At 62.8% G+C, this 16847-nt stretch carries 16 protein-coding genes; 2 read left to right on the forward strand and 14 right to left on the reverse strand.

Annotated elements, in window-relative coordinates; all coding sequences use genetic code 11:
* Position 1: 1 nt before the first annotated feature.
* Complete coding sequence (locus AADW23_RS13910) at positions 2 to 2785, reverse strand: glutamine-synthetase adenylyltransferase (protein WP_341861543.1); 2784 nt, start codon at positions 2783 to 2785, stop codon at positions 2 to 4.
* Positions 2786 to 2854: 69 nt separating this feature from the next.
* On the opposite strand from AADW23_RS13910, the gene AADW23_RS13915 reads away from it, so the two are divergent.
* Positions 2855 to 3325: a YbaK/EbsC family protein gene (locus tag AADW23_RS13915; RefSeq protein WP_341861544.1), complete on the forward strand. Its 471-nt coding sequence runs from the start codon at positions 2855 to 2857 to the stop codon at positions 3323 to 3325.
* A 25-nt stretch (positions 3326 to 3350) separates the two neighbouring features.
* Here AADW23_RS13915 and lpxB read toward each other — a convergent pair whose 3' ends face one another.
* The 12 genes from lpxB to frr all read right to left on the reverse strand — a co-directional run bounded on the left by lpxB (position 3351) and on the right by frr (position 14827).
* Entirely contained in the window at positions 3351 to 4493 is a 1143-nt protein-coding gene (gene lpxB, locus AADW23_RS13920) for a lipid-A-disaccharide synthase (RefSeq protein WP_341861545.1), read from the reverse strand.
* Positions 4490 to 5257 carry a UDP-2,3-diacylglucosamine diphosphatase LpxI gene (gene lpxI / locus AADW23_RS13925; protein ID WP_341861546.1) on the reverse strand — a complete coding sequence of 256 codons (768 nt, stop codon included), beginning with the start codon at positions 5255 to 5257 and terminating at the stop codon, positions 4490 to 4492. Before lpxI ends, lpxB begins: the two co-directional genes overlap by 4 nt.
* A 4-nt stretch (positions 5258 to 5261) precedes the next feature.
* A complete protein-coding gene (gene lpxA / locus AADW23_RS13930; protein WP_341861547.1) occupies positions 5262 to 6068 on the reverse strand; it encodes an acyl-ACP--UDP-N-acetylglucosamine O-acyltransferase in 807 nt (268 codons plus the stop codon).
* On the reverse strand, positions 6069 to 6542 hold the full coding sequence (gene fabZ / locus AADW23_RS13935) for a 3-hydroxyacyl-ACP dehydratase FabZ (RefSeq protein WP_341861548.1): 474 nt from the start codon (positions 6540 to 6542) through the stop codon (positions 6069 to 6071).
* 66 nt (positions 6543 to 6608) lie between these two features.
* Positions 6609 to 7187 carry an OmpH family outer membrane protein gene (locus tag AADW23_RS13940; RefSeq protein WP_341861549.1) on the reverse strand — a complete coding sequence of 193 codons (579 nt, stop codon included), beginning with the start codon at positions 7185 to 7187 and terminating at the stop codon, positions 6609 to 6611.
* A 23-nt stretch (positions 7188 to 7210) separates the two neighbouring features.
* Positions 7211 to 9529, reverse strand: a complete 2319-nt coding sequence (gene bamA / locus AADW23_RS13945; RefSeq protein ID WP_341861550.1) for an outer membrane protein assembly factor BamA — start codon at positions 9527 to 9529, stop codon at positions 7211 to 7213.
* Between the two features lie 210 nt (positions 9530 to 9739).
* Positions 9740 to 9877, reverse strand: a complete 138-nt coding sequence (locus AADW23_RS13950) for a hypothetical protein (protein ID WP_341861551.1) — start codon at positions 9875 to 9877, stop codon at positions 9740 to 9742.
* A 153-nt stretch (positions 9878 to 10030) separates the two neighbouring features.
* Positions 10031 to 11362 (reverse strand): RIP metalloprotease RseP, encoded by a 1332-nt coding sequence (gene rseP / locus AADW23_RS13955; RefSeq protein WP_341861552.1) that lies wholly within the window; start codon positions 11360 to 11362, stop codon positions 10031 to 10033.
* Complete coding sequence (dxr, locus tag AADW23_RS13960; RefSeq protein WP_341861553.1) at positions 11362 to 12549, reverse strand: 1-deoxy-D-xylulose-5-phosphate reductoisomerase; 1188 nt, start codon at positions 12547 to 12549, stop codon at positions 11362 to 11364. The genes rseP and dxr overlap by 1 nt, the downstream gene beginning before the upstream one ends.
* On the reverse strand, positions 12546 to 13409 hold the full coding sequence (locus AADW23_RS13965) for a phosphatidate cytidylyltransferase (RefSeq protein ID WP_341861554.1): 864 nt from the start codon (positions 13407 to 13409) through the stop codon (positions 12546 to 12548). The genes dxr and AADW23_RS13965 overlap by 4 nt, the downstream gene beginning before the upstream one ends.
* A gap of 8 nt (positions 13410 to 13417) precedes the next feature.
* Positions 13418 to 14143, reverse strand: a complete 726-nt coding sequence (gene uppS / locus AADW23_RS13970; RefSeq protein ID WP_341861555.1) for a polyprenyl diphosphate synthase — start codon at positions 14141 to 14143, stop codon at positions 13418 to 13420.
* A gap of 120 nt (positions 14144 to 14263) precedes the next feature.
* A complete protein-coding gene (frr, locus tag AADW23_RS13975) occupies positions 14264 to 14827 on the reverse strand; it encodes a ribosome recycling factor (protein ID WP_341861556.1) in 564 nt (187 codons plus the stop codon).
* Between the two features lie 159 nt (positions 14828 to 14986).
* Here frr and AADW23_RS13980 point away from each other — a divergent pair, with 159 nt between their 5' ends.
* Positions 14987 to 16102, forward strand: coding sequence for a Hint domain-containing protein (locus tag AADW23_RS13980; protein ID WP_341861557.1), 1116 nt, complete (start codon positions 14987 to 14989; stop codon positions 16100 to 16102).
* Here AADW23_RS13980 and pyrH read toward each other — a convergent pair.
* Positions 16083 to 16832, reverse strand: coding sequence for a UMP kinase (gene pyrH, locus AADW23_RS13985; protein ID WP_341861558.1), 750 nt, complete (start codon positions 16830 to 16832; stop codon positions 16083 to 16085). The genes AADW23_RS13980 and pyrH overlap by 20 nt on opposite strands.
* Positions 16833 to 16847: the final 15 nt, after the last annotated feature.

Raw genomic sequence — 16847 nt, forward strand, 5'->3', positions numbered from 1 at the left:
GTCACTCGGTTGGGGTTAGAATTTTGTTGATGATAGCGGCAGCGGCATGGCGCGATTGGTCCAACTGCGTCACCAAAAGCTCCGTCGCCGTCACGCCGGCCATGCGCAGAAGAAACGCGCGGCCCCCTTCGCCGGTATTGTCGATCTCTAGGGAGGCATCGGTCAGCAAGCGCCCGCCTTGGGAAACGGTTTGAAACAGATCGTAAGCTTTGGCCAATTGGGCCGCGTCCTCTGCCCCTATCAGCCCGGCCCGAGTGGCGGTGTCGATCTGCGCCAATGTGCCCTCCACGGCGCGACCCGCTGACAAGGCCAGCGCTTGGGCGACCAGGGCGATGTCCTGCATTCCGCCCGCCCCGTCACGCACCGACCACGTGCTGCCCGCGCGCCCCGCCTCTTGCAGGCGCGTGCGCATGACGGCGGCTTCGGGCAAAACGCTGGCGTCGCCCTTGCGGCCCTCGATCATCGCGTGCCGGATCGCGTCTACGTCGCGCGCCAAGGTGGTGTCGCCCGCCACAACACGGGCGCGGGTCAGAGCCATATGTTCCCAAACCCAGGCCTCCTCTCGCTGATAGCGTTCGAACGACGACAGCGCCGTGGCCACCGGCCCCTGCCCGCCCGATGGCCGCAAACGCATATCCACGTCGTAGAGCTTCCCCTCTGCGGTGCGCGCGCTAAGCGCCGTGATCATCGCCTTGGTCGCCTTGGCAAACCAGCCGCGCGGATCGAGGGGGCGGCGCCCGTCGGTCATCTCGACCCCTTGGGCGTCGAAAATCACGATCAGGTCCAGATCCGAGGTGGCGGTCATTTCCCGCACCCCAAGCGATCCCATCGCCAACACCACACCGCCGCGCCCCGGTGCCTCTCCGTGGCGCCGCGCCACATCGGCGCAGACGCAGGGCCAGAGCGCCGCAACAACCGCTTGCGCCACATCGGAATATTGCCGTGCCGCGTCCTTGGCGTCGATCAGCCCGCGCAGCATGTGAACCCCGACACGGAAGTGCCATTCCTTCTGCCAGCGCCGCGCCGTGTCCAACTGTGCCTCGTAATCCAAGGGGGCCAGAGTTTCGGACAGGCCATCCTCCAGCCCCTGCGCCCCGGGCCAGGGGGCAAAGAACTGCCCATCCAGAACCGCATCCAGCACCTGGCTGTGACGCGACAGATAGGCCGCCAGACCGGGGGCCGTGGCGCAGATATCGACCAGTAGATCCACGAGGCTGGGGTTGGCATCGAAGAGCGAGAAAATCTGCACCCCCGCAGGCAGGCCGCGTAGGAAACCGTCAAAGTTTGACAATGCCTCGTCGGGACGGGCGGATTGGGTGAAACGGTTCAAAAGGTCAGGCTTGAGGCGTTCGAAAATGGCCTGCCCGCGTTCTGACTTCAGGGCCGGATAGCCGGGCCAGCGGGCCACGATATCCTGGGCCGCCTCCGACAGAACCGGCGCGACACTTGTGCTGGATTTGGAGGCGTAGAGGTCTTGGGTCAGGGTGGCGACCGCATCCAACCGCTCCTCCAACACCGCGCGATACCGCGCCGTGTTGTCCTCGCCGCTTAACCTTGCGAGGCGGTCGAAACCTTCCGGCGTTTTCGGCAGGGAATGGGTTTGTGCGTCGTCGATCATCTGCAAGCGGTGTTCGGCCTCGCGCAGGGCGGCGTAGTGGTCGGCCAAAGTGCTGGCATCTTCGCGCGTGATCCAATCGGCCCTCGCAAGGGCGGCCAAGGCCTTCACCGTGCGGGGCTGGCGCAGGCTTGGGTCCCGGCCCCCGGCCACAAGCTGGCGGGTCTGGGCGAAGAACTCGATCTCGCGAATACCGCCGTGGCCGAGCTTCAGGTTGCGCCCTTCCAGCTCTTTCCCATGCAGTCCCTTATGGTCTCGGATACGCTGGCGCATATCCATGGTCTCCGCCACGGCGGCGAAGTCCAGATGCTTGCGCCAGACGAAAGGCGTTAACGCCGTTAAGAAATTCGCCCCCGCCGCGCTATCCCCCGCCGCCGGACGCGCCTTGATATAGGCGGAGCGTTCCCATGTCCGGCCTTCCCCCTCATAATACCGTTCTGCCGCCGCCATGGAGATGCACACCGGCGTGACCGAAGCATCAGGGCGCAGACGCAAATCAGTGCGGAAAACATAACCGTCCTTGGTGGGGTCGTTCAGCGTGGCCGCCATGGCGCGGGTGGCTTTGATAAAACCTGCACGCGCCTCCATTTCCTCGGCGGGGCCATCGAAACGGCTCTCATCAAACAGGCAAATCAGGTCGATGTCGGAGGAGTAATTCAACTCTCCCGCGCCCATCTTGCCCATCGCCAAAGCCACCATTCCGGCCCCATCTTTAAGGGCGTCGGCCTCGGTCTGGCCCGGGATCTTGCCGCGCCGTGCTTGCGCCGCCACATGCACCGCCAAAGCCGCCGCCACGCAGGCATCGGCGAAATCTGTCCAGGCCTGCGTGACCGTCGCCAGCCCCCACACGCCACCCAAATCCGCCAGCCCCACCACCAATGCCGCGCGCCGCTTTAACTGCCGCAGGCCCGCGTCGATCGTGGCCGTGGTTAACGTGCCCGTCTCCTCGATCAGGCCGGCGACAACCTCTTCCGGTTCTTCGGACAGGGCGTGGGACAGCCAATGGCCTTCCTTGCGGATCAACTCCGCCAGAAACGGAGAAGACCCTGCGGCGCCAGAAATCAGCTCGGACAATTCCGGCGGCAGATCGTGCATCTGGGTTAACGCCTCGGCCCCGCGATCGGGCGCATAGGCAAGGGGCGTGCGGGTCAGGCGGGCGGCAAAGGGCATGAGCGGTCTTCCGGTTCGGTCCGAATGGAACTAGCTAGGTCAGGCATGGAATGGCAGGGGATTGGGACAGTGTCAAAGTCGTTAAAGCGCGTGCGCCGCGCGTTGGAAGAAGCGGGCGTCACGGTGGAAGTGCTAGAGATGTCGGACGGCACGCGCACCGCCGCCGACGCGGCACAGGCGGCGGGCTGCGAATTGGACCAGATCGCCAAGTCGATCATTTTCCGCGATGAAACCAACGGCGAGGCTGTCTTGTTCGTGACCGCGGGGGGCAACCTTGTGGACGCGGCTAAGGCCAGCGCAGTGGCTGGCGTGCCTTTGGGCAAGGCCGACGCGGGGTTGATCCGCACACAGACCGGTTTTGCCATTGGCGGCGTATCGCCCGTGGGGCATCTGTCGCCGATCCGCGCGTGGTACGACCCGCGCCTACAGGACTTCAACGTGGTCTATGCGGCCGCGGGCACGCCGCGCCATATCTTCGCGATTGCGCCGCAGACGTTGGTTGATCTGGCGGGCGCTGAGGCGGCGGATTTCACGGGTTAACGCCGTCAGGGAAGGTTAACGGCGCTCAGGTTTGACCGCCTTCAGGATAGACCACCTTCAGAATAGACCGAGCGGCCCGGATACCGGGCGCCTCCTGTCCCCGCCCCAGCCGTTCCATCGTCAACGCCATGGCGGCCTCTTGCCCGCTGTCGCCTTGCAAGATCGCCTGTAGCCCCGCGCGAATGGCGTCGGGTTTGCAGTCCTCGGCGAGGAATTCAGGCACGACGCGGGTTTCCGACACCAGATTAACCAAGGTTACGGTATCTATCTGGATCGCGCGCTTCATGATTGCGCGCGTCAGCCAGTTCATGTCGTAGGCGATCACCATGGGCGTGCCATTGGCGGCGAGTTCCAACGACACGGTGCCGGACGCCGCAAGCGCCCCATCGGCGCAGGCAAAGGCGGCGCGTTTTTGCACGGCGTCCGAGGCATCCACCAAGATCGGCGGCTGTGTCCAATCCCCTGTCATCTGCTCGACCGTGGCGCGGGTATGGGGCAACGTGGGCAATACCAACGAGGCGTTAACGCCGTTAAGGGCTTGGCCGAACACCGGCACCAGCCGCGACACTTCCGACCCACGAGACCCGGGCAGGACCAGCACCACAGGACCCTCCGAAAGCCCATGGGCGCTGCGAAACGCAGACACTTCCGCCGCTGTCGCCAATGGCTCGGAAACGACCGGATGGCCGACGAAATCGCAGCTCATGCCCGCCGCTTCCATATAAGGTGGCTCGAACGGCAATAGCGCCAGAACATGGTCGATCACTCGGGCCATCTTGGTCGCCCGCTTGGGACGCCACGCCCATACCGAAGGGGCAACGTAGTGGATCGTCTTGAGCGAGGGATTGGCGGCACGGGCCAGTTTGGCCACGCGCAGGCCGAAGTCCGGGCTGTCGATGGTGACCAATGCCTCCGCTTCAGAGGCGGCCACCGCGCGGGCCGTCTCGGCGATGCGGCGCTTGAGGTGGCGGTACTTCGGCAAAATCTCGGCGATGCCCATCACGGCGAGTTCTTCATAGGGGAACAGCGACGCCATGCCTTGGGCTGCCATCATCGGGCCGCCGACGCCCATAGCCGCCACCGCCACGTCGATATCAGCGAAGCCCTGCAACATTGCGCCGCCAAGGCGGTCGCCCGAGGGCTCTCCGGCGACAAGGAACAGTTTCAAGGGCCTGCCCGAAGGCTAACACCGGTCTCGGCGCAGGCCTTGAGGATCGCGTCACGGTCCAAAAGCAGCACGTTTTCGGCGGCAATCTCGACCCCGGCAAGACCCGCGGCGGCGGCGTTGTGGATCGTGTTGGAGCCAATGGCGGGCATATCGACCCGCAAGTCCTGGCCCAGTTTGGGGCGTTTTACCAACACCCCGCGCGATCCCGGCATGGTGCGGCCGACGAAGTCCAACATCACATCGGTGCCTTGCAGGGTTTCCACCCCAATCACCTGCCCCCGCGCCACGACAACGCCCTGACCCACATCGTGCGGCCCCAACGCGTCGAGCACGGCACGGCCCCGCGCGGCATCCCTGTCAGACATCTCTTCACCTGCCAAAAGCCCCACCGGGGCGACCAGATCGGGCCGGATATCCTTTGCCCCGACAACCTTGAAACCCGCGCCCTCGATCACGTCGATTACGGCGCGCAGAAGGGCGTCGTCGCCCTGCCCCATGGCCTTCATGATCAGCGGCATCTTTGATGCGGTCAGCGGGTCAAAGGCGACGGGGTCCAGCGGCGGACGCGACATGGCGCCTGCAAGACAGACCTCCGTGACATCGCGTTTTCGCAATTCATCGAACAAAAGCCCCATCTGCTCGAACCGCGCATCCACAGTGGGCACGACCGAGACCGGCATCCCCTTGAAACCCACCACCTCGGCTGAGCCCGCTTCGAGCAGTAGCCTCGGCAAGGCCCCTTTTCCCGCTAAAATCGCACGCATCAGTTTATTCCGGCGTCAGGAATGAGCGGTCGCTGTCGCCCATTACAAAATCAACGATCTCGCGGACGTAGGTGCTGTCGATTTCCTCGCTCTCGCCAAGGCGGCGGGCGCGTTCCTGAAAACTGGTCCCCTCGCCCTGCTTCAACGCCTGCAACGCGGCCCGCAAGGCGGTGATATCCGCCTTCGCGACGCCCGACCGCTTCAACCCCACAAGGTTCAAACCGTCCAATTTTCCACGCGGCCCCTGCACAAGACCGTAGGGAATGACATCATTGGTGACCATGGTGACCGCGCCAATGATCGCGCCGTGGCCAATCCGCACGAACTGATGCACACCGGACAATCCGCCGATAATCACGTCATTTCCGACCACACAATGCCCCGCCAGTGCGGCAGAGTTCACCATGATGACCCGGTCCCCCACGATGCAATCATGGGCCACATGGGCATTGGCGAGGAACAGGCCGTCGTCGCCCACACGGGTTACGCCGCCGCCGCCTTCGGTGCCGGTGTTCATCGTCACGCCTTCGCGGATGCGGTTGCGTTTGCCGACGATCAGGCGCGTGCGTTCGCCGCCGAATTTCTTGTCCTGGGGGATCTCGCCAATGTTGCAGAACGGAAAGATCTCGCAGTCATCGCCGATTTCCGTCCAGCCCGTGACGATCGCGTGAGATTTCATCACCACACCCGCCCCAAGGGTCACCTCGGGGCCGACCACGCAAAACGGGCCGATCTGACAGCCCGCCCCGATGGTCGCGCCGTCCTCGATCACCGCGCTGGGGTGGATGTTGGCGCTGGCGTCGATGGCCATTTAGCTCGCCTCCGAGGGGATATCCATCATCGCGGTGAAGGCGCATTCGCAGGCCAGTTCGCCCTCAACCGTGGCGCGGCCCGCGAATTTCCATACCTTCGCGCCGGCTTTGCCCCGGGTGGCTTCAACGTGCAGCTCCAGCACGTCGCCGGGCACCACCTTGCGGCGGAATTTGCACGCGTCGATGCCCATGAAGTAGACGAGGAAGTTCTTGTCCGCCAAATCGGCCGACACGCCCACCATCACGGCAGCGGTTTGGGCCATCGCCTCGATGATGGTGACGCCGGGCATGATCGGCACGCCGGGGAAGTGGCCTTGGAAATGCGGCTCGTTCACCGTGACGTTCTTGAGGCCCACAGCGGATTGAAACGGCACGATATCCCGCACCCGGTCCACCAGAAGAAACGGATAGCGGTGGGGCAAGATCCGTTGGATCAGGTCGATGTCGGCGGTGGTTTGAACGTCGGCCGTCATGGCGGGTCTCCCGAAAGTTTTGTTGAATGACGCCTAGCAACTCCGCTCGGCTACGGCAAGAAGCGGCTATTGCTCGTCTGGGGTAACGCCGGGCAGGGAAATCAGCGGGTCTTCCCCCCCATCCCCCAAGGCCTCATCAATGGCGACGATGGCGGCGTCGGTGACGTCGACCGACCCCGCCGAGAGCAGAACCGTGCGACTATCCAGCAAGACCGCGGCCCCGCGGGCCTGAACAATCTCCAGAAGCACGGGGAAGGTTTCCTCGAAGAAGCGCTGTTGGGCGGCCTCGGACTGGGTCTGGATATCTCGGCTCTTAGCATCTTGCGCGGCCCGGATCGCCACGACGCGGCTATCGAATTCATCGGCCAGAACGCGGAAATCTTCGGGCGACATCAAGGGGCGTCGCTCGGTCAGGTCCAGTTCTTCCTCGGTAAGCTGGCTTTCGATTTGCCGGTTTTCGGCAGCCAGCGCCCGCGACGCGGCATCCAGTTCTTGCTGAATGCGCTGCCCAAATTCGGTCTGGGTCAGGAGCCGGTCCTGATTGAGCACAAGGATCGACGCGGCCGGCGGCGCAAGGGTCTGCGCCGACCCCACCGGGGCCGAGACGGCAAGCGCCGCCAACCCAAGGGCGGCGGCGCGAAGCATTGGGCATAACCTAGGCATGGCGGTTAGAAACGCGCCTCGACCGTGAAGTCAAAGGCCCGGGTGCGATCGTAATCCTCGTACTGCAAGGGGTGCGAGAAGTTGAACCGTAGCGGGCCAAGGGCCGTGTCCCAGAAGACCGACACACCAACCACCGAGCGCAGCGCGAAGCTGTCGTCTACCGTGCCGCCGGTGCCCGCCGTATCATCCAATCCCCAGACGGAGCCGACGTCAAAGAACGCGCCGCCGGATATCCCGTATTCCTCTGGCAGACCGAGGGGGAACGCCGCCTCAAACCGAGCCACGGCGAAGTAGTTACCGCCAAGGGCGTTCTGGTTGTTCGCGTTAATGTCCCGTGGCCCGATGCCGCCGCTTTCAAAGCCGCGAATTTGACGGGAGTTCAGGCTGAACCGGTTGGCCAGACGTGTGCCGCCGTCCAAGGCATTGATCGCGCCGCCTTCAAACGTGGCGCGCAGGGTAACTTCTTCCCGAGCGACCCGCGTTTCCGCCTGAGCGCGCACTTGCGTGCGCAGGAACTCGGTATCGCCGCCCAAGCCAGCGTATTCGCCGGTGAAGGCCAAGGAGACGCCCGCGTTGGGATTCAGGCCCGTGTCGCGGTTGTCGAAGCTATAGGTGAAGCCTACGCGAGAGGTGTCTGCTTCGTCGGCCTCCCGAACCAAAATGGCGGAGTCAGCGGCAGGGTCATACCCCGAAGTCTCATCGTGGTCGTAGTTGTAGAACAGGGCCAAACGGCTGTTTTCGCTCAATGGGAAGGCCAAGCTCGTGCCGACGCCGTAGCGGGTATATTCCGCGCTGGAATCGTCGTCTTCCGTGATCCCGTAATAGGCCGAGAACCCAAGGGCGAGGTCACGGCGCATGAACGCGGGTTCCGTGAAGGAGAAGTTGAACGACTGCGACCCGTCGGTGGTGTTGAAGCCCAAGGCGACGGCTTGACCCCGGCCAAGGAAGTTCGTTTCCGAGAAGTTGACCGCAAGGCCAGCGCCCGAATCTGTCGAATAGCTGGCCGAGAACCCGAGCGAGCCGGTTGGCTGCTCTTCCACGTCCACGTCCACGATCACTTGCTCGGGCGAGGTGCCTTGGCGACCGGCCACTTGCACGTCAGCGAAGAAGCCGGTGGCGCGGATGCGCTCGGCCGCGGCGCGGACTTGGCGGGCGTCCATCGGGTCGCCTTCCACCACGTCGAACTGACGGCGGATCACCCGGTCCAGAGTGGTCTGGTTGCCCTCAATGTCGATGCGCTCCACGAACACACGCTCGCCGCGGGAAATCACGAATTCCACGTTCACGATCAGGTTTGCATCGTCGCGCACAAGGCGCGGCTCTACGCGGACAAACCGCAGGCCCTGATCCGAGGCAAGGTTCTCCATCCGTGTAATCACGTTGTCGATCACGCGCGGGCTGTACCGCACCCCTTGGCGCACGTTGATGACGTTCTGGAAAACCGCAGCATCGGCACCGGGCATCTGCGACACGACCGAGACGTTGCCAATGCGATAGCTTTGGCCTTCGCGGATGTTGAAGGTCACGAAATACGCACCCCGGTCCCGGCTAAGTTCTGGCGTTACCGATTGAATGGCAAAGTCGATGTAGCCGCGATCCTGATAGAAGTCGGTCAGCAGCTGACGGTCCAGGGCAATGCGATCTTGGATGAACGTGTCCGAGCGGATCAACGCGTGGAACAGGCCCGCTTGGGTCGATTCCAGAATTTGGCGCAGGCGACGGTCCGAGTAGTCACGGTTGCCGACAAAGGCGATGCGCTGCGTTTCCACAACGGACCCTTCGGAGACTTCAAACACCAGATCAACGCGGTTCTCATCGCGGCGGATGATCTGCGGCGTTGCGGTGGCCGTCAGGCGGCCGGTCACGCGGTAGGCTTCGGCAATCGCGGCGGCGTCACGCTCGGCGGTGATCGGAGAGAACACGCGGCGCGGGGTGGATTCGAGGATGGCCAAAAGCTCATCATCATCCAGGCGGCGATTCCCTTCCACCGCGATGCGGTTGATCGTCGGGTATTCCACGACCGAGATCACCAGCGTGTTGCCACGGGGCGAAACCTCGACCTCTTCGAACAGGCCCGAGTTCTGCAAGCGTTGCAAGGCGTCGTTCACCTGCCCTGCGGAAACGGTCGAGCCGGGCGCGATGCCCGCAACCTGAAGCACGGACGCGTCGTTGGTGCGGATGTTACCCTGCACGTCGAAGCTGTTGAATCGGAACGATTGCGCGTCAGCCGGAGCGGCGACAGCGACAAGCGAAAGCACGACGAATACGGGGGCAAGCAGCCGCCCCACGTGTGACGTGAAGTGCGCAAAAGCACGAAGGACCATGGTATCCCACCCTTTGGTCAAAATAGCAGACAGGACGTGGGTATCGTGCGCCCGTCAGGTAGTCAAACCCCTGTGGGGGCATGGGTTGTGCCTTTTCAAAGGTTTGTAACAATCTGTGGCCTTCTCGACACGGGCCACACCATACAAAAAAGGCGGTCGGCAATTATATGCCGCCGCCTTAACGCCGTTAACTATTCGGTCTTGACCGCTTCAGAACGGGCCAGAGATCCGCAGGAGCCAGCCTGCAAGGGTCAGCGCGGCCACGATCAGAAGCGGCGCAAGGAAACGGTCCGTGTTCAGCGACAAAAGCTGAGTCATTCCGCGGGTGCTGTTGGTGAGGTAACGCATGATAACCGGCTCCGTCTGATTTCGTTACCGTCAATATCCGGTCCAAATGTGGCCATACCTTGTTCCCCCCGGGGAGTTTTAAAGGTTCCTTTACCCACTCCTCCCTGCCCCGCCGGTGGCGATGCAGGAAATAAACACTGGGCAATCAGCGCCTTAGGGGCAGAAGATGTCGTTGGTCAGCGCAAACGCCATCAGCGACAGCAACAGCACAAGACCCACCATCATGAACACCTTCAGCACCTTGTCCGAAGGGGGCTTGCCCGCCACCGCCTCATAGGCGTGGAAAACAAGGTGGCCGCCATCCAGCACCGGGATCGGGAACAGGTTAAGCAGGCCCACGGCGGTGGACAGCACGGCAATGAACCAGATGAAGTTGTCCAAGCCTTGGGACGCCGCCGCCCCGGAGGTTTCCGCAATCCCCAGGGGGCCTTGCAGGTTACAGGTCGAAATCGCGCCGGTGATGATGTGCTTGAGGCCCGACAAAGACGAATTAACCACGAACCACGTCTGACGCGCCCCCGATGTAAGTGCATCCCAGGGGCCGACGGACACTGTTTCAGGCTCAAAAATCAGGCCCCCGGTAATGCCGATCAGCCAGCGGGTCTCGAACGTGCCCTCTGCGGTGGGCAGATCGGTGGAGCGCGGCGCAAGGGTCAGCTCCAGCATGTCGCCGTCGCGCCAAACGCTCAGGTCCAGTTCCGTCCCTTCCGAGGCATCCACCGCGTCGCGCAGTTGAGAGAAACCATAAATCGGCGCGCCGTCCACCGACATGATCACATCGCCCTCGGCAATGCCCGCCGCGATAGCCGCCGATTGCGGCGCCACTGATCCGACGATGGGCAGAAGCGGGAACGCGGCTTCGACCTGCATCGGGGCGTCATCGCGCACGATATCGTAAGTCACCGTCTGCTGTGGATCGAGAGAGCGGCTCAGCTCGTAGACATCGGTCAAAGAGCCAACAGGCTCCCCTTCAATCGCGGTAATCAGATCGCCCTGCTCCAGCACCGAAATCTGTTCGGGCACGGGGATGAGGCCTCCGACAATCGCCTCATCGGCGGCGCGGCCATTGACCAACAGCACGCCAGCAAAGATCAGGATCGACAGGATAAAGTTGAAGATCGGCCCCGCCGCCACGGTGGCAGCCCGGGCCCAAAGGGGCGCGCCGGGCATGGTGCGACGACGCTCCGCCGCGTCCATCTCGCCCAATGCTTCACCATCAGCCCCGGCTGACGCCGCATTGGCATCGCCCAGAAATTTCACGTAACCGCCAAAGGGCAGCGCCGCCAACTGCCAGCGCGTGCCGTGCTGGTCCACGCCCGACCACAACACAGGTCCGAACCCGATCGAGAACACCTCGGCATGGATGCCCGACCAGCGGCCCACGATGTAGTGACCATATTCGTGGATCGCCACGATGATCGACAGGGCCGCAACAAAGGCCAGAAGGGTGAAACCGAAGTTGCCGAAAGCGGGGAGGAATTCCATTAAGCGTTCTCTTTTTGCTCGAACCGGGACGTGATTATGCGTTTAGCCATGTCTCTGGCTATTTGGTCAGTCTTGAGGACGTCCTCAAGGCTTTGTGGGGCAATTGAAAGGCTGCCCTGTGACGACATCGCGTCAAGGGTGTCGGCCACGATGCCTGCCATATCCATGAAACCGATCTGGCCTGCAAGGAATCCATCCAGGGCGATTTCCTTGGCGGCGTTGAAGATACACCCGCTGGTGCCGCCGGTCTCCATCACCTGCGCGGCAATGGCCAGCGCGGGGTAGCGGGTGGGCGACGGGGCGTGGAATTCAAGCGTCGCGATCTGGGCAAGGTCGAGGCGGGCGACGGGCAAATGGGCGCGATCGGGGTAGTTGAGCGCGTAGCCAATGGCGTGGCGCATGTCGGGCGGGCCAAGGTGCGCCATTAACGCGCCGTCGTTGAAACCTACAAGGGCGTGGATCAGCGATTGCGGGTGAACAACGGTCTCGATCTGTGAAGGCCGGACGCCGAAAAACTCTTTCGTTTCAATCAGCTCCATCGCCTTGTTGAACATAGAGGCGCTGTCGATCGTGATCCGCTGCCCCATGTCCCAATTGGGATGGGCGCCCGCATCCGCGGGGCTGGCATTGGCCAGCGCGGCCTCGGGCCAATCGCGCAAACCGCCGCCCGAGGCGGTGATGATGATCCGCTCGACCGCGGCCATGTCCTCGCCCACCAGCGCCTGGAAAACGGCGGAATGCTCGGAATCGACAGGCAGGATCGTGGCCCCGTGCTTGGCAGCTTCCGCCAGCAGAAGCGGCCCTGCGGTGACAAGGCTTTCCTTGTTGGCCAGCGCAAGCGTGGTGCCATGGCGCAGGGCACGGAACCCCGGCGCAAGACCGGCTGCGCCCACGATGGCGGACATGATCCAATCGGCGGGGCGGTCGGCGGCCTCCAGCAGGGCTTTGGGGCCTGCGGCGGCCTCGATGCCCGAGCCCTCCAGCGCGGCGCGCAGATCGGGCAGCAGATCCTCCTCGGCTGTTACGGCGATGCTCGCCGAAACCCTCCTCGCATCTGCGGCGAGTTGCGCGATGTTGCGCGCGCCGGTCAGGGCCACGACATCATAGGCGCCCGGATCGCGGGCGATCAGATCAAGGGTGTTCTGGCCGATGGAGCCTGTCGCCCCGAAAATGCTGACCCGCTTCATGGAGCGACGGGCGCCCCAATCGCAAAGCCAAGTAGCACAAAGACCAGCCCGGCTACGGTGAAGGCCCCCAACATGCCGTCAAAGCGATCCAATGCGCCGCCATGGCCGGGCAGCAAGTTAGAGCTGTCCTTGACCCCTGCCCGGCGCTTCAGGGCCGATTCCGCGATATCGGCCATCTGGGCGGCGAAGGCCACGACGACGGCGAAAGCCACCGCAATCGCGATCGTGGACAGCTTTTCCTCGCCCTGCCAGCTTACCACCAGCGCAATCAGCCCCGCCATGATCCAGCCAGACACCGTGCCCGACCAGGTTTTATTGGGGCTGAGAGAGGGCCAGAACTTCGGCCCGCCAATCAGCTTGCCAAAGAAATAGCCCGATACATCGGTGGTGATGACCACGGCCACCACCAGCCACATGGCGTAGGGGATGGACTGGTGCAGGTAGAAAAACAGGAACGTCGCCAAGGGGATCATCGCCCCGAACAGCGACTCGAGCCGTGATTTGCGCACCGGGATCGCGGTGACGATCATCGCAATCGCCATGACCGTTGTGGCCATGGGGGACACGGCCAGCAAGTCGTCGGACTCGGTCACCAGCGCATGTTCAAGAACCAGCGACAGCGCCAGCAGGGCCGAGCTGAGCACCGTGCAGACCATCGCAAAGGGCCGTGTGAGGCGGATGATGAGGCGGAAGTATTCCCACACCATCACGGCCCCGAAAATCGACAGCAACAGGGCCAGGACCAAGCCGCCAAGCCACAGGCCAAGGCCCGCCACCGTCAACAAGACCACCGCCGAGACGATACGGGGCAAGAGGTCCGCGAACTTGGGGCCCGACGCCGATTTGGGTGCCTCCGCCATGACTGCCTTCAGGCCTCTACTGCGCCAAAGCGGCGGTCACGGGCGCCAAAGCGCCCCACAACTGTCGCAAAGACGTCCGCCGTGAAATCCGGCCACAACGTGTCGATGAACTCGTATTCCGCATAGGCCGACTGCCACAGCAAGAAGTTGGAAATCCGCGCCTCTCCCGATGTGCGGATCACCAGATCGGGGTCCGGCAGAACATGGGTATCGAGGTATCTGGGGAATGTCTCATCACAGACATCGCGCGGATCCAGTTTGCCCATGGAAACGTCGTAGGCCATGCGCTTTGCGGCCCGTGCCACCTCATCGCGGCCCCCATAGTTCAGGGCAATCGTCAGGTGGACGTGGTCGTTATCGGCGGTCAACAGCTCCAGCCCGTCCATCAGGTCCACCAAGGCAGGCTCCAGCTTCACCCGGTCACCGATGAACCGCACCCGCACCCCCTCGTCGAGCAGGTTTTGCGCCTCGCGCCGGATGTAGCGTTTGAACAGCTTCATCAGCCCCGCCACTTCCGTCTGGGTGCGCTTCCAGTTTTCGGTCGAGAACGCGAAGATCGTCAGGTATTTCACCCCAAGATCAGGGGCGGCGCGCACGATCTCCTGCACCCTTTTGGCCCCCGCATGATGCCCCACCAACCGAGGCCGATGCCGCATCTGCGCCCAACGCCCATTGCCATCCATGATGATCGCAACGTGCTTGGGGGCCTTGGTCTTGTCAGACGGGCTTGGCATGGCGGGGCGTCCTTTCGGCGAGCAACCAGAAAACGGGTGCAGGTCTACATATTCCACATCCAACAGGGCGGGGGGCGAGGCCGTGCAGGCCCCCTTTCCCCGATCCAGATCATAAAATCCTTAAACTTGCATGATCTCTTCTTGCTTGATCTCCAACTGATCGTCGACGCGCTTGATGTACGTGTCGGTCAGTTCTTGCACCGCGCTTTCCCAGAACTTCTGGTCGTCTTCGCCCAGACCGTCGGATTTGGCTTTCTTCACCTGATCCATGCCATCGCGGCGCACGTTGCGCACTGCGACCCGCGCGTTTTCGGCGTAGGTGCCGGCAACCTTGGTCAAATCCCGGCGCCGTTCCTCGTTCAACTCGGGGATCGGCAGCATGATGATCGTGCCATTGAGCTGCGGGTTGATGCCAAGACCGCTTTCGCGGATTGCCTTTTCGACCTTGTTGACAAGGCCCTTGTCCCACACGTTTACCGTGACCATACGTGGCTCTGGCACGTTGACGGTGCCCACCTGGTTGATCGGCGTCGGGCTGCCATAGGCGTCCACCATCACCGGCTCCAGCATTGAGGCGCTGGCCCGTCCTGTCCGCAAGGAAGCGAATTCGGTGCGAAGTGACGCGATCGCCCCTTCCATCCGTCGCTCCAGATCATCGGTGTCGAGCATAAAATCGTCGGACATTTTATCCTGGCCTGCTTTTGTTTCTTTACTGTCGACGCTTGTAACCCGCCACGGGGAGGTTCGACAACACTCCATCTCGCGCCAGAGATTTCGGGCCCATGCACCGCTTGTTTACTCTTTATCCCTACCCTCGCCTCTTCTGACAGCAAGAGGTCCGCCATGTCCTATTCGACAGCAAATCATATCTTCATCGGCAACTTTGCCATCATGGACAATGATGAATCCGATTGGGACACCGACAATCCCGATGCGGTGAAAGGGACCTACGGCATTGGCGACATGGAAATGGTCACGGTGACGCAATTTGACGACGGCGACGACGGCATCCTCTACGATGACGAAGGCGGCACCGCAGATTCGATCAGCTACACCACCAGCACCGGCAGCTACTCCGGCCCGATTGATGCCTCCGTCCTCTATAACGCGGTCATCACCGAAGCGGATGGCACCCAGACGACGTTGCAGGTCGTCGTCAAACAGATGCCCAATGGCGATTCATTCATCGTGGATCGCGAAGGGGCGCCATCGCTCGACAACATGCAGATCACGCAGATCGAATTGACGTCACCGGCAAGCACGAATTTCGTGGGGGCCTACAAGACCTACTCGGTCAATAACACAACGGTGTGTTTCGTCTCCGGCACCCTGATCGACACACCTCAAGGGCCTACCCGGATCGAGCGTTTGCGCCCCGGCGATCAGGTCATCACCGCCGACAATGGTCCGCAGACGCTTCGTTGGATCGGCGGGCAGCGCCTGGCCCGCCCCGGTCCCCGCGCCCCGGTCGAGATTGCCGCGGGCGCCTTGGGAAACGCTCTGCCCACCCATGCGCTAGCGGTCTCCCCGCAACATCGCATATTGGTTCAGTCGCCCATCGTGCAGCGGATGTTCGGCATCGCCGAGGTTCTCGTGCCTGCCCTGCGCCTGCTGGATCATCCCGGCGTGGCCCAAGCCCCCGGCGATACGCCAACGCGCTATTGGCACATGCTATTTGATAGGCATGAGGTCGTCTGCGCCAACGGCATATGGGCAGAATCGCTATTCTTGGGGCCAGAGGCCGTGAAGACCCTCGGCGCGGCGGCGGTGGCAGAAATCCTGTCGATCTTTGCGGTGGACAGTTTGGACGACCTTGCACAACTGACCAAGGCTCCCGCCCGTCCGGTGCCCGCCCCCAACCGCCAGAAGCGGTTGGCTCAGCGCCATATTGCCAACATGCGCGCATGGCAGGCCCAAAGACCCGCCATGGCGTCTTCTTCTAGTCGTGGACGCGCGTAAACGTCCCCTGCCCCGACAAAATCGTGCGGAACCCGCCCGGCTCATCGAGGGAGAAAACCATGATCGGCAGGTCGTTTTCGCGGGCCAAAGCGATGGCGCTGGCGTCCATAACGCCCAGATGCTGCGCCAGAACCTCGTCATAGGTGACGCTCTCGTAGCGCTTGGCATCGGCGTGTTTGGCCGGGTCTTTGTCATAGACGCCGTCCACCTTGGTGCCCTTGAAGATCGCCTCGCAATCCATCTCCGAGGCCCGCAGCGTCGCCGCCGTGTCGGTGGTGAAATAGGGGTTCCCGGTGCCCGCCGCAAAGATGCACACGCGCTTCTTCTCCAGGTGACGAATGGCGCGGCGGCGAATGTAGGGCTCGGCCACTTCGTTCATCGTAATGGCCGAAATGACGCGTGTGTAGACGTTCAGGCTTTCCAACGCGCCCTGCATCGCCAGCGCGTTCATTACCGTGGCCAACATCCCCATGTAGTCGGCTGTCGTCCGCTCCATCCCCTGGGCGCTGCCTTGCAAGCCCCGGAAGATATTGCCGCCGCCGATCACCAGGCAGATTTCCACGCCAAGCTCATGAACCGATTGGATTTCCTTGGCAATCCGCTCCACCGTGGGCGGGTGCAACCCGAACCCCTGATCGCCCATCAGCGCCTCGCCTGAGATTTTCAACATGACGCGCTTGTAGCGCACGTCGTCCCCGGAATTTGCGTCAGAGATGACATCATTTGGCATGGAGCTGATCCTTGT

This window comes from Gymnodinialimonas sp. 57CJ19, assembly GCF_038396845.1.
In the GTDB taxonomy this organism is placed as follows: domain Bacteria; phylum Pseudomonadota; class Alphaproteobacteria; order Rhodobacterales; family Rhodobacteraceae; genus Gymnodinialimonas.